The organism is Nocardiopsis aegyptia, assembly GCF_013410755.1.
Classification (GTDB): domain Bacteria; phylum Actinomycetota; class Actinomycetes; order Streptosporangiales; family Streptosporangiaceae; genus Nocardiopsis; species Nocardiopsis aegyptia.
In genome coordinates this window covers 3,171,229-3,183,545 of record NZ_JACCFS010000001.1, presented here as the reverse complement: position 1 = coordinate 3,183,545, position 12,317 = coordinate 3,171,229, and the positions used below count along the sequence as shown (strand labels likewise).

The window sequence follows — 12,317 nt, the reverse complement described above, 5'->3', positions numbered from 1 at the left end:
CTCGGGTCCCGGACACTGCCCGGTCGTGGTCGGTACTGAGGCGGTGGGACCGATGCGGGCCTGGAGGCGCCGCTGCGGCGGCTGGTGTACGGGCACGCCGACCGCCGGTGAGGCGGACGGGTGTGCGCGGACCTCGATGAGCGGACGGCGGCCCGCGCACACCGGTCGGGGGTGCGCGGGCCGCGGGACGTCGGGGGTGTCCGTGTCGCGCCCACGGGCACCCCGTCGCCGTCCGGGGGCTAATTCATCTTGTTGCCGGCGGCCTTGAGGTGCTGCGCGGCCTCGACCACGCGCGCGGCCATGCCCGCCTCGGCGGCCTTGCCGTAGGCGCGGGGGTCGTAGGCCTTCTTGCTGCCGATCTCCCCGTCGACCTTCAGCACACCGTCGTAGTTCTTCATGATGTGGTCGACGATCGGGCGGGTGAAGGCGTACTGCGTGTCGGTGTCGACGTTCATCTTCACCACGCCGTAGCCGATCGCCTCGTGGATCTCCTCCATGGTGGAGCCGGAGCCGCCGTGGAAGACGAAGTCGAACGCCTTGGCCTTGCCGTACTTCTCGGCGACCGCGTCCTGGGCCTCCTTGAGCACCTCCGGGCGCAGCTTCACGAAGCCCGGCTTGTAGGAGCCGTGCACGTTGCCGAAGGTCAGGGCGGTCATGTAGTAGCCCTTCTCGCCCAGGCCCAGGGCCTCGGCGGTGCGCAGGGCGTCCTCCGGGGTGGTGTACAGCTTCTCGTTGATCTCGCCGACGATGCCGTCCTCCTCGCCGCCGACGACGCCCACCTCGATCTCCAGGATGGTGCGCGCCTCCTTGGACGCGGCCAGCAGCTCCTGGGCGATCTCCAGGTTCTCGCCCAGCTCGACGGCCGAGCCGTCCCACATGTGGGACTGGAACAGCGGCTCCTGGCCCTTGGCCACGCGCTCCTTGGAGATCTCCAGCAGCGGTCGGACGAAGCCGTCGAGCTTGTTCTTGGGGCAGTGGTCGGTGTGCAGGGCGACGTTCACGGGGTACTTGTCGGCCACCACGCGGGCGAACTCCGCGAAGGCGACGGACCCGGTGACCATGTCCTTGACGGTGGTGCCGGACAGGAAGTCGGCCCCGCCGGTGGAGATCTGGACGATCCCGTCGCTCTCCGCCTCGGCGAAGCCGCGCAGCGCGGCGTGGAGCGTCTGGCTGGAGGTCACGTTGATGGCCGGGTACGCGAAGCCCTCCGACTTCGCGCGGCTCAGCATCTCGGTGTAGACCTCGGGGCTGGCGATGGGCATGGTTTGACTCTCCCTGGGTTCGTCCTGGAGCGAGCGGCCGCGGGTCGTGGACCCGCGGCACCCCACGTGCGTTGCCCCGGTGAAGGTCCGGAACGGCTGGGGGAGGCCCCCTGCGGAGCCGAGCGTCCGGACGTGTCCACCAGGTGTCGACCAAGTATCCCGAATCCCCGGAGCCGTTGGAAAGGTCTAGACCAAGTTGCCCGGACTTGCGCGCGTTCGCGCAGCTCATGGCGGCGCGATTCGAGCCGCCTCGCGCGGCGGAGGAACGGGCCGCGCGATCCGGCGCCCGCGCCGCCGCATTCGTCGACGGACACGGCATCGCACGGCGCACTGTCGCTTTTTGTCGTGATACACGCTACATTCAACGCCGTGGGAAGGCATAGGAACGATCCGCGCGGCGCTGGCCAGGTGATGGCCATCGTCGGGGCCGTCGTGCTCCTCGTGGCGCTGGTCGCCCTCGGCGGGTACTTCTTGTACCGCTCCCTCCCGGGCACCGGGACCAGCGTGAGCGCCAACGCCTCCGAAGCCTCGTCCGCGGGCGAGGACGAGAGGGACATGGGAGCGCTCTACATCCGCGTGATCGGGGAGTCGAGCAACGTGTTCGTACGCGTCCCCGGCGGAGACGTCCTGCACGACCAGGTGATACGGCAGGGCGGCTCGATCAACTTCGCCGACGCGGGCGAAGGGCTCGAGGTGACCATCGACGACCCCGGCGCCGTCGAGGTGTTCGTCAACGGCGAGCAGCGCGACGTGTCCGACCAGGACGCCGGCTACAGCTTCACCATCAGCGGCGACGGCTGACCCGGGCCGGGCCCGGAAGGCCCCGGCTCCGAGGCCCCGGTCGCGACCGGACCGATGAGAACGGTCGGGCGGCGCCGGGACCAGGGCTCGTCGGGCCTCAGAGGTCGAGGTCGGAGACGTCGTACACCGACCGGTACTCCAGCCCCTCCTGGGTGACCCGCTCGCGCGCGCCCCGGTCCAGGATCAGCGCGGTCGCGACCACCTCGGCGCCCGCCTCGCGCAGCGCCTCCACCGCGGTGAGCACCGAGTTGCCCGTGGTCGAGGTGTCCTCCAGAGCCAGAACGCGCCGCCCCTCGACGTCGGGTCCCTCGATCCGCCGCTGGAGCCCGTGCGCCTTGCCCGCCTTGCGCACCACGAACGCGTCGAGCCTGCGTCCGCGCGCGTGCGCGGCGTGCACCATCGCGGTCGCCACCGGGTCGGCGCCCAGGGTCAGCCCGCCGACGGCGTCGAAGTCCAGGTCCTCGACGTTGTCCAGCATGACCGAGCCGACCAGCGGCGCGGCCTCCCCGTCCAGGGTCACCCGGCGCAGGTCGACGTAGTAGTCGGCCTCGATGCCGGAGGACAGGGTCACCTTCCCGCGCACGACCGCCTTATCGTTGATGTGTCGCAGGAGTTCATCACGTTCGCTCATGATCAGTGAGCCTAGAACACCGGACGGGACGGCACGGACCCGGCCGCACGTGTTCCCAGGCCGTAAGGGGTGACCATGCCGCAGTCCGCGGACACCGTCCGGGTCGAGACCACCGTCGACGGCCGGGAGGCGGCGGAACGGTTGGCGGCCTCGGTGGTCGAGCACCGGCTGGCGGCCTGCGCCCAGGTGGGCGGTCCGATCCGGAGCTTCTACCGGTGGGAGGGCGCGGTCCAGGCGGACGAGGAGTGGACCGTGGTGATCAAGACCGCCGCCGCGCGCCTGCCCGACCTCACCGCGCACCTGGTGGACATCCACCCCTACGACGTGCCCGAGATCGTCGCCGTGCCGGTCACCGGCGGCAACCCCGCGTACCTGGACTGGGTGCGCGAGGAGACGGCGGGGACCGCGTGATCGCCGTCCTGCTGCCCCCGCCCCTCGGCGCGCCGGAGAGCCTGCCCGACCTGCCCGACCGGTTGCCCGAGCACGGCGTTCCGGCGGTGCGGATCGGTGGCGGGGCCGACGACCGGCCGCCGTACGCCGGGCGCTACGTCGCGCACGCCAGTCTGGAGATCAGCGCCGCGGTCGCCGCCGACGCCCGGATCGCCCTGGTCGCCGAGGGCGACGCCGGTCCGCTGGTGGGGGCGGTCGGCGCCGCCCAGCGGGCCGCGCACCGCCCGGTCCTCGGCTACGTGCTGGTGGACGCCTTCCTCCCCCAGCCCGGCAGCCCCACGCTGGACGAGATCACCGCCGCCCAGTCCCCCGAGGGCGCCGGACCGGAGGCCGCAGGACCGGAGGCCGCGGGACCGCCCGGGTACCGCACGGAGACGCTGCCGATGGCGCCGGACTGGCCGGACGCGCCGTGCGGCTACCTGCTGACGCGGCCGGACCGCGCGCACGTGGCGCGCCTGGCCCGGATGCGCGGGTGGACGGTGCGCGAGGCGGACCCGGAGGACGCCCCGGCCGCCCTGGCCGACCTGCTGACCGAACTCCGCGGCGTCTGACGGCGCGGCCGGGCGAAATCCGGGTGACAGCCCCCGGCCCGGCCCGGAGAATCGGCCCATGATCAGTGACCACTTTCCGCCCATGGGGCTGCGCGTGCGCACACCGCGCCTCGAACTCCGGCTGCCGTCGATGGCGGACCTGGCCAGGCTGGGGGACGTCGCGGCGCAGGGGATCCACGCCCCGGAACAGATGCCGTTCGCGGAGCCGTGGACGGACCAGCCGCCCGCGAAGGTGGCGCTGTCGGTCATCCAGTACAACCTGGGCAGGCTGGCCGCGTGGACGCCGGCGGACTGGAACCTGAACCTCGTCGTCGTGTACGAGGGCGCCGTGGCCGGCGTCCAGGACGTGGGGGCGAAGGACTTCGCGGTCCGGCGGCAGGTGGGGACGGGCTCGTGGCTCGGCCGGTCGTTCCAGGGCCGGGGCATCGGCACGGAGATGCGGGCGGCCGTGCTCCACCTGGCGTTCGAGGGGCTGGGCGCGGGGAGCGCGGTGACGGAGGCACACGAGGGCAACGAGGCCTCCCACGGGGTGTCGCGGCGCCTCGGCTACCGGCCCAACGGCGTCGACGTGGTCGCGGTCCGGGGCGAGCCCGTGCGGCAGCAGCGCTACCGGATGAGCCGTGAGGACTGGGAGTGCCACCGGACGGTCCCGGTCACGGTGAGCGGCCTGGAGCCGTGCCTGCCGTTCTTCGGCCTCGGCGAGTCCGAGGTCTGACCGATCCCGCTCAGGCGGAGGCGCCACCGGTTCCGGCGCCCCGCCGCCCGGCGAAGAAGGGGACGGCGAGGGAGACGAGCAGGCCGCCGAGCATGCCCGCGCCGGAGAGCACACCGCTGACGAACGGCGCCCACGCGGGGTGGCCGGTGAACACCATGGCCAGGCCTGCGGCACCGAGCGCCGACAGGTAGAGCGCCACCACGAGGATCTCGCGCGTCCGCCAGTACCAGGCCAGCGGGAGGAAGTGCAGGCCGACCACGAGCGCGATCCAGCAGACGTTGGCCTGGTCCTGCGCACCGAGGAGCCGCAGCACCTGGATGCCGCCGAGGATCAGGGCGACCTCCGCGGCCACCACCGCACCGTAGAACGGACCGAACCGGAGCGCGGGGGTGCCGTCTCCGGACTCGCCCTCCGGAGCGGGGCGGCGTGCCAGGACCAGGGTCAGGGCGACGACACCGACCAGCGCGGCGACGGCCAGGACCCGGAGGACGAGCGCGAGCGCCGGATGGAGCGGCGGCCCCGCGTTGGCGAGGACGAAAGCGAGCCCGAAGCCCGCGCCGATGTAGACCCCAAGGAAGCGTGTCACCGCGCGAACCTAGCAGCGGGGGACCGGGCACGGCACCGCCAGGGGTGCCGCACGGCCGGATGCGGCCGTCCCGGGCGGAGACGCACCACGGATCGTCGCGCTCGCCCCCGTGCCCGCCTCCCGGTGGGACCGGGCGCTCTTCGCCGCGACGGGCGGACGTCTGGACGTGGGGTGAGTCCGTGATCGGGTGACACGGTGAGAGGCGCGCCCGCCTCCCCATGCGGACGCGCCTCCGGGTGTGCCGCCGTGCGGCACTCCCTCTCTTCCGGACGGGTGCGCGGGGCCGCCCTCTCGTGGGGGCCAGAGGACCCCGCGGTCCTCGTCCGGGGCGCCGACCCGGCCGTGCGCTTCCCCTCAGAGTCACACAGCGGTCGGCGCGACCGTCCGACGCCGGGTCCCTCCCCCCTCTTGGTGGGACCGCGCGGCACCGGACGGCGTCACAGGGTCATCTGCGCCGCCTCCCCAACCCGTCGAGCAGCGTCAGGGCCTCCCGGTGCGTGGGCGGCAGGGGCAGGGACCACACGGCGACGCCGTGCTCCCACCCCGGCCCGCGGCGCAGCGCCGCCAGCTCCCGGTCCACCTGTTCCGACCGGGGCGCCACCACCGCGATCCGCCCACGGTCGACCACGCACACCGACTCCCCGCGGCTGAAGTACTTCCGCAGCTCGTAGCCGAGCACGATGAGCCGCGCCGCCCGCCGCCACGGGTCGATCGAGGGATCCAGCGCCAGCACGACGAGCTGGTGGCCCAGCGCCGGTGGCTCCGTGCCCTCCGGTGACCGGTAGAGTTCACCGACGCGTGTGCGCAGGTAGGCACGGGTGCCCAGCCCGGTCAGCGGATCCTGGCAGGTGTCCTGGGCACGCCCGGCGTCGACCCATCCCTCGGCCAGGGCCCGGACGAGTTCGAACGGCGGGTGCTCCCATCCGGCGACCCCGGTGAACGCCGCCAGGTCGCCCAGGCTGTGGCCGATGCCGGTCCCCGACCTGCCCCGGGCCTCACCCAGGCGGGTGCAGGGATCGACCAGGTCGGCCCCGGACGTGTAGGCCTCGCACACCGTGTCGACGGAGGGCGTCCACCAGTCGCCGGGCGGGTCCCATCCGGCCTCCTGGCTGCGTCGCCCCCACGCGGCGCGCAGTTCCCGGGCACGGGCCGTACGGCCGCACCCGGCACTCACTTCCGTCTCGCCCATGGCTCCGCCTCCGGTCGGTGGATCTCTCAGGGCGAGAGGTGGGGCCCGCGCCCCCGCGGTGGGCCGCCGCCTCTCGCCTTCGACCTAAATACGGAGATCGGTGGCGACCATGACGCGGATGCGGGATATTTTTTCGAGCACGAGTTTTCTGACCCCCGACCAGCGTTCCTTCTGGCTTGTGGCGGGATCGACGAGAGAGGGCGCTGGTGACCGACGCCGACGGCAATCACACAGAGGTTCTCCTTGGTGACGCCGAGATCATCAAGCGGGTCCGCGGCGGTGATACCGGTGCCTACGCCACGCTCTACGAGCGCCACGCGGCCGCCTCGCGCGGACTCGCCCGGCAGCTGCTCCGCGGTGACGCGGAGGTCGAGGACGCGGTCGCCGAGGCGTTCACCCGCGTCCTGAGCGTCATCCAGCGCGGCTCCGGCCCCACGGACTCCTTCCGCCCCTACCTGCTCACCGCCGTGCGCAACGCCGCCTACGACCGCGGCCGAGGGGACAAGCGCCAGGTCGTCACGGACGACATGGAGAGCTACGACTCCGGCGAGCCGTTCGTGGACCCCGCCCTGGAGGGCCTCGAACGCTCCCTCATCGCGCGCGCCTTCCTCTCCCTCCCCGAGCGCTGGCAGTCCGTGCTCTGGCACACCGAGATCGAGGGGATCAAACCGGCCGAGGCCGCGCCCATCCTCGGGATGAACGCCAACGGCGTGGCCGCGCTGGCCTACCGCGCCAGGGAGGGGCTCCGCCAGGCCTACCTCCAGATGCACCTGGCGGGCGGGGCCGCGCCCGAGGCGTGCCGGCCCGCGCTCAACCTGCTCGGCGCCTACGTCCGCGGCGGCCTGTCCAAGCGCGACACCGCCAAGGTCGACGCCCACATGGACGGCTGTGCGGACTGCCGCGAGGTGTACGCGGAACTGATGGACGTCAACGTCGGGCTGCGCGGGATCGTTCTGCCGATCTTCGTCGGCGCGGCCGCCGCGGGCTACCTGGCGACCACGCCCGGCGGCGCGGCCACCGGGGCGCTGTGGGGCCGCATGTCCCGGCGCCAGCAGCAGGTGTCGGCCGGGACGGCGGCCGCCGCGGGCATGGCGGTCGCCATCGCCCTCGCCCTGGTCGGCGGCCAGGAGCCGCTCCAGGAGGAGGAGAGCGCGCCCGCCGCGGCACCGCCCGGACACGCCGCTCCGCCCGACGATCCGCCGCCCGGCGCCCCCGCCGACCCGCCCGGGGTTCCCGCGGACCCGCCGCCCGGCGCGCCCCCGGCCGCCGACCCGGCGGACCCGCCGGAGGCCGCCGACCCGCCGTCCGTCCTGAGCGCGGTCCTGCCCCCGGCCGACATCCCCGAGGAGGAGATGCCGCTGGAGGAGGCGCCCGGCCCCCTCTTCGCGGCGGGGATCGACCCGGTGGGCGCGCTGGTCCCGGGCGAGGACGGGATCATGGTCCTGGACGTGCGCAACATCGGCGCGGCCACGGTCGAGGACGTCATCGCCCTCATCACCCTGCCACCGGGGGTCTCGATGATCGCCGACGGCGGGGCCGGGGCGGCGGTGCCCACCACCGTGGGCAACGGCGACTGGAGCTGCGCCGCCGAAGCGGACGGCGGTCGCTGCGTGCACGCGGGCATGGAGGCGGGCGAGGACGGGACCCAGTTCTTCGACGTGCGGGTGGCCCCCGGCGCCGACCTCGGCGTCCCGGCCGAGGTGACCGTCTCCTCCGGGGACGTCTCCTCCACGGCGACGGGCGAGCGGGGCGTGAGCGCGCAGGGCGTGGCGGCGCGCTACGCCACGGCGGGCCGGGTCCGGACCGAGACCGTCGGCAACTCGCTGATGACGTGTGTGGAGCCGGAGTCCCCACACTGGCCCTGGCCCTGGCCCTGGTGGGACAGCCCCGGCGCCCCGGGCGCCGAGCCGGAGGAGCCCCCGGAGGTACCCGGGCTCGGCGGTCCCGACGAGGCGGGGGCCCCGGACGGTGCTCCCGGCGGCGACGGGACCCCCGCAGGCGGAGCCGGAGACGGCGGCGACCTGCGCAGGGCCCCCGCGGACCCCGGCGGCCCCCTCGGCCTGGGGCAGGAGGACACCCCTGAGACGTCTGGGGAAAGCGATCCTCCCGGTGCGGACGTGACCCCGCAGGCGCCGGGTCACGAATCGGACAACGATGTGCCCGGGGCGCCTCCCGCACACGGCGCCCCCTCCGCTCCCGAGAGTGACGGTGCGGAGGCGCCCGGGGGCGAGGGCTACTCCGAGCCCTCTCCGGCCCCCGCCCCTCCGGTCCCCGCCCCCACGCCGGAGGCCGAGGAGGGCGGCACGGACGGCCCCTGCGCCCAGGCCCGGGCCCGGGAGGGCGACCGCCGCGACAACGACCACTGGGAGATGACCGCGCTGGACCGCGACTGGGACCCCACGACCACCTCGTCCAGCTCCGCGATCTGGCAGCTGCCCGAGGGCGGGTCCGTCCGCTGGGCGGGGCTGTACTTCTCCGGCGGCGGCGCGCCCGAGCCGGCCACCGCTCGGATCAAGGGCCCCGGCATGGCCTCCTACACCGAGGTCGCCGCCGCCGACACCCGCGTCGCCGACCTGCCCGGATACCCCGCCTACCAGGCCTTCGCCGACGTCACGGACCTCGTGCGGGCCCAGGGCGGCGGCGAGTGGTGGGTGGCCGACGCCCCCGCGCGGGAGGGCCGCGCGGTCTACGCCGGATGGAGCCTGGTGGTCGTGATGGAGGACCCGGAGGTCGGCTCGTACAACCAGGCCATGGTCCTGGACGAGACCGGCGCGGTCTTCCAGGATCCGGCCGGGCTCGGCTTCCCCGTCTCGGGTCTGCTGCCCGCGTCGGTGCCGGCCGTGGTCGACGTGATCGCCTGGGAGGGCGACGACGAACTCCACGGTGACATGGTGACCGTGGACGGGCGGGTGCTCGTCCCGCAGGGCGGCTACAGGACCGGCGACAACGCGTTCGTCGGTTCGGCGCGCGGCGCGGTCGGCGACCCGATGTCCTTCGGGACCGACGTGCTCCGCACCGGACCCGTACTCGGACGCGAGTCGGAGCTGCGCGTGGTCTCGGACGGGGACGCCGTCCTGGTCGGTGTCGCGGTGGTGACGGCGCCGATGCGGACCTGAGAACGGGCCCGTCGGTGCCCCCGCCGTGACCCTCCGTGGGCGCGGACCACCGGGAACGACGCGGGAAGCCGACCATCCGTAGCCGATCGACGACTCTGAGTATGTGCAGGTGGCGCACAAAACGAGACAGATTTGGCTAGGCTGTGCCCCGGCCATGGATATGGCCCAGAGTCGATTGGGAAGGGGGCGGTGTCACGTGGACCGCTGCGCGTTGTTCGTCGACGCGGGGTACCTTCTCGCTGACGGCGCGATGGCCGTACACGGAACCCGCAACCGGGACTCCGTCTCCTGGGACTACTCCGGACTCGTCCAGTTCCTCAACGAGGTCGCGCGCGACCGCACGGGCCTGCCCCTGTTGCGCTGCTACTGGTACGAGGCCGTCGCCGACGATCGTCGCACCCAGGAGCAGGACGGTATCGCCGACATCCCCGGCATCAAGTTCCGCGCCGCGCGGATCAGACCCGGACGGCGCGAGGGCGTGGAGAGCTACGTCCAGCGGGACCTCACCACCCTGGCGCGCACCGGTGTCCTCTGCGACGCGGTCCTGGTCAGCGGCGACGAGGACATGGCGTCGGTCGTCGCGGACGTCCAGGACCTCGGCGTACGGGTCACCGTCGTGCACATCTCGGTCGAGGGCAACTGGACGATCTCCCGCCAGCTGCGCCGCGAGTGCGACGACCTCATCGAGATCGGCGCGGGACACCTCCGTCCCCACGTCAACCTCCTCACCGGCGGCGAGGCCTCCCAGGAGAACGCCTCCAAGACCACCACCCCGTTCGCCAACGGCCGCGCCCGCTCGGCACCCGAGACGCCCCGCCGGCCCGTGGTCGCCCAGCCCGGTGCGAGCCGGGTCGAGCCGGCCACCACCTCCAGCGGGGGCCTGGAGGCGATGTTCGCCGGAACCGGCGGGCAGCCCGCGCCCCAGGGCAGCGCCATGGACCAGCTGCGCGCCATGCGCCGGTCCCTCGCGCAGCAGCGCGGCGGCGGCGACCACCTCGCCGGGCGCGGTACCGACCCCCAGCCGTCCGGTCCGATCGACGCCAACGGGTTCCCGTCCGGCGGCCAGCCCGCCATGGGAGGCGGCCACTACCAGGGGGCGTCCGCGAGCGGGGCGCCCGCCACGCCCAACGGCCAGGGGAGCTACCCGATGACGGGTCCCCACGGCGGTCTGGGCCGACCGGAGGGCTACACCCTGCCGGGCAGACAGGCCCCGGCCGGCAACGGGCAACAGATGGGCAACGGGCAACCGATGACCGGCGCCCAGCGCCCCTACTCGCAGGGGACGGGCCCGCAGCGCTCGTTCGCGGACGGGACCGGGCCGCAGCAGTCCTTCGCGTCGGGGACGGGCCCACAGCCCTCCTTCGCCGCCGACCCCCAGACGGGACACGCGCCACCACAGAGAAGCGCGCCACCGCCGGAGCAGCGGTTCGGGCCGGGGAACGACTCCGGTTTCGGAGGTGGGCAGGACGCAAACCCTACCTATGGGACCAGTACGGAAACTGACGCCGCGCGTCGCGGCGGGCCGACACCCGGCTACGGGGTACGGCAGCCTACTGGTCCCGACCACGACACCGTTCGGTTCGGTACCGACGGTTATCAGGAACCGCGTTCAAGTCCTGGATATCCCCAGCAGAGCGCCCCTGGCGCGCATACCGTTGACGAAGCGGTGCATGTCGCGCACAAAGAAGGGAACGACTTCGCGGAGTCGATCGCCCGCGAGGCGCCCGCCCTGTGGGTGGAGGCCGTTCTCGCGCGTAGGCCCCGGATGCCCTCCGATCTGGAGGCGCGTCTGCTCCAGGGGTCCTCGCTTCCGATCGACCACCTGTTGCGCGACGAGGTCCGGGACGGACTGCGCCAGGGGTTCTGGCAGGCACTGGAGCGCGCCAGGCCCTGAGCGGCGCGTGGGAGTGCGAGTAGGGGATGGCGGCGATGCGGTTGACGCACGTGACGACGGCGGAGCTCGATCGTCTGGAGTTCCATGCCGTCAGGTCGGGCGAACACGGAGGTGTCGCCGCCCAGCTCCTGGACCTGGCCAACCGGGTCGACGCCGGCAGTGAGATCGGCCGCGCGGAGCTCTTCGTCCGGGCGGGTGAGCAGTGGGAGATCGCGCAGGAGTTCGAGCGCGCCTGCGCCGCCTACCAGCGGGCGATCGACGACGGCGGCTCCACGGTGATCGACGCCCGCGCGCTGCGCGCCGGCGCCCTCCTGCACCTGGACGAGGTGGAGCGCGCGCAGGCCCAGCTCAAGCGCCTGGAGACCGAGGGCCCGCACGGTCTGTCCACCCACATCCACATCGCCGAGGCGCTCTACGCCCACGACGACCTGGAGGGCGCGGAGCGGTGGGCGACCGCGGGCGCCCGCGGGTACGTCGGCGCCGACGTCACCCCCTACGTGCACGATCTGCTGATGGAGCTGCTGCGCATCCGGTTCCGTATCCGCACCGATCTCGGGCTGGACGAGGACGATCTGGACGACTGGGCCGATGCCGACTGAGCGGGCTCTCCGTGACCGTCGGGAACTTCACGACGCGCCCTGATCGCCATCGCCGCCACGGGGGCCTAGTCTGAGTCCCGCCGCCCTCGCGCGCCGTCCCCCGCGGTGTCCGAACCCCCGCTGTGCCTGGGGTCCGAGGCACGCCATACCACGCCTCCGGTGTGCTCTCCCTCGTGCGGACCGAACCCGAGAAATCGGCGACACGCCATCATCTTGCGGTGTTCCAAGCCGCCATCCCCTAGATGTAGTATCGCTCCCGCTGGTGGTTCACCCCACGGGGTGAGGCGAGAGGGAACCCGGTGCGACTCCGGGGCTGCCCCGCAGCGGTAAGTGGGAACGAAGGCCGTCACACGCACTGGGAACCCCTGAGAGTGCCCGGGAAGCGACGGTCGGTAGGCCGCCCACGAGCCCGAAGACCTGCCACCGGCGCGCACGCCAGACGTGCGCCGACGACGGGGCTTCGAGGGCGAGCCGCGCCGACCCGCCGGTCCGTCGACCGCTCGCATCCAGTGCGTCGGTCCCG

General features: G+C 73.6%; 11 protein-coding genes and 1 riboswitch. Of the genes, 7 read left to right on the top strand and 4 right to left on the bottom strand.

Features of this window, described 5'->3' with window-relative positions; translation table 11 throughout:
• Positions 1 to 239: 239 nt before the first annotated feature.
• On the bottom strand, positions 240 to 1,262 hold the full coding sequence (fbaA, locus tag HNR10_RS14290; RefSeq protein WP_179823903.1) for a class II fructose-bisphosphate aldolase: 1,023 nt from the start codon (positions 1,260 to 1,262) through the stop codon (positions 240 to 242).
• A gap of 411 nt (positions 1,263 to 1,673) precedes the next feature.
• Here fbaA and HNR10_RS14285 point away from each other — a divergent pair, with 411 nt between their 5' ends.
• Positions 1,674 to 2,063 (top strand): RodZ domain-containing protein, encoded by a 390-nt coding sequence (locus HNR10_RS14285; RefSeq protein ID WP_179829731.1) that lies wholly within the window; start codon positions 1,674 to 1,676, stop codon positions 2,061 to 2,063.
• A 97-nt stretch (positions 2,064 to 2,160) separates the two neighbouring features.
• On the opposite strand, the gene pyrE is transcribed toward HNR10_RS14285, so the two are convergent.
• Positions 2,161 to 2,694: an orotate phosphoribosyltransferase gene (gene pyrE / locus HNR10_RS14280; protein ID WP_179823902.1), complete on the bottom strand. Its 534-nt coding sequence runs from the start codon at positions 2,692 to 2,694 to the stop codon at positions 2,161 to 2,163.
• Between the two features lie 75 nt (positions 2,695 to 2,769).
• Between pyrE and cutA the strand changes: the two genes are divergently transcribed.
• The 3 genes from cutA to HNR10_RS14265 are packed head-to-tail and all read left to right on the top strand — an operon-like array spanning position 2,770 to position 4,410.
• A complete protein-coding gene (gene cutA, locus HNR10_RS14275) occupies positions 2,770 to 3,105 on the top strand; it encodes a divalent-cation tolerance protein CutA (RefSeq protein WP_179823901.1) in 336 nt (111 codons plus the stop codon).
• A complete protein-coding gene (locus HNR10_RS14270) occupies positions 3,102 to 3,695 on the top strand; it encodes a hypothetical protein (protein WP_179823900.1) in 594 nt (197 codons plus the stop codon). Before cutA ends, HNR10_RS14270 begins: the two co-directional genes overlap by 4 nt.
• Before the next feature lie 58 nt (positions 3,696 to 3,753).
• Positions 3,754 to 4,410 (top strand): GNAT family N-acetyltransferase, encoded by a 657-nt coding sequence (locus HNR10_RS14265; RefSeq protein ID WP_179823899.1) that lies wholly within the window; start codon positions 3,754 to 3,756, stop codon positions 4,408 to 4,410.
• Positions 4,411 to 4,420: 10 nt separating this feature from the next.
• Here the strand turns inward: HNR10_RS14265 and HNR10_RS14260 are convergent, their stop codons facing one another.
• A complete protein-coding gene (locus HNR10_RS14260; protein ID WP_179823898.1) occupies positions 4,421 to 4,996 on the bottom strand; it encodes a hypothetical protein in 576 nt (191 codons plus the stop codon).
• A gap of 445 nt (positions 4,997 to 5,441) precedes the next feature.
• A complete protein-coding gene (locus HNR10_RS14255; RefSeq protein WP_179823896.1) occupies positions 5,442 to 6,185 on the bottom strand; it encodes a hypothetical protein in 744 nt (247 codons plus the stop codon).
• Between the two features lie 206 nt (positions 6,186 to 6,391).
• Between HNR10_RS14255 and HNR10_RS14250 the strand changes: the two genes are divergently transcribed.
• The 3 genes from HNR10_RS14250 (at position 6,392) to HNR10_RS14240 (ending at position 11,794) form a co-directional block, all read left to right on the top strand.
• Positions 6,392 to 9,301: a sigma-70 family RNA polymerase sigma factor gene (locus tag HNR10_RS14250; RefSeq protein ID WP_179823894.1), complete on the top strand. Its 2,910-nt coding sequence runs from the start codon at positions 6,392 to 6,394 to the stop codon at positions 9,299 to 9,301.
• A 196-nt stretch (positions 9,302 to 9,497) separates the two neighbouring features.
• Positions 9,498 to 11,195 (top strand): NYN domain-containing protein, encoded by a 1,698-nt coding sequence (locus HNR10_RS14245; RefSeq protein WP_179823892.1) that lies wholly within the window; start codon positions 9,498 to 9,500, stop codon positions 11,193 to 11,195.
• 26 nt (positions 11,196 to 11,221) lie between these two features.
• The gene (locus HNR10_RS14240; RefSeq protein ID WP_179823890.1) at positions 11,222 to 11,794 is read left to right on the top strand and encodes a tetratricopeptide repeat protein; all 573 of its coding nucleotides are present in this window, start codon (positions 11,222 to 11,224) and stop codon (positions 11,792 to 11,794) included.
• Between the two features lie 246 nt (positions 11,795 to 12,040).
• Positions 12,041 to 12,233: riboswitch (cobalamin riboswitch) on the top strand.
• Positions 12,234 to 12,317: the final 84 nt, after the last annotated feature.

Excerpts from the sequence above, each read along its gene's own strand:
- HNR10_RS14255 (WP_179823896.1), bottom strand. The coding sequence starts at position 6,185 with ATGGGCGAGACGGAAGTGAGTGCCGGGTGCGGCCGTACGGCCCGTGCC.
- pyrE (WP_179823902.1), bottom strand. The coding sequence starts at position 2,694 with ATGAGCGAACGTGATGAACTCCTGCGACACATCAACGATAAGGCGGTC.
- HNR10_RS14285 (WP_179829731.1), top strand. The coding sequence starts at position 1,674 with ATGGCCATCGTCGGGGCCGTCGTGCTCCTCGTGGCGCTGGTCGCCCTC.
- fbaA (WP_179823903.1), bottom strand. The coding sequence starts at position 1,262 with ATGCCCATCGCCAGCCCCGAGGTCTACACCGAGATGCTGAGCCGCGCG.
- cutA (WP_179823901.1), top strand. The coding sequence starts at position 2,770 with ATGCCGCAGTCCGCGGACACCGTCCGGGTCGAGACCACCGTCGACGGC.
- HNR10_RS14265 (WP_179823899.1), top strand. The coding sequence starts at position 3,754 with ATGATCAGTGACCACTTTCCGCCCATGGGGCTGCGCGTGCGCACACCG.
- HNR10_RS14240 (WP_179823890.1), top strand. The coding sequence starts at position 11,222 with ATGGCGGCGATGCGGTTGACGCACGTGACGACGGCGGAGCTCGATCGT.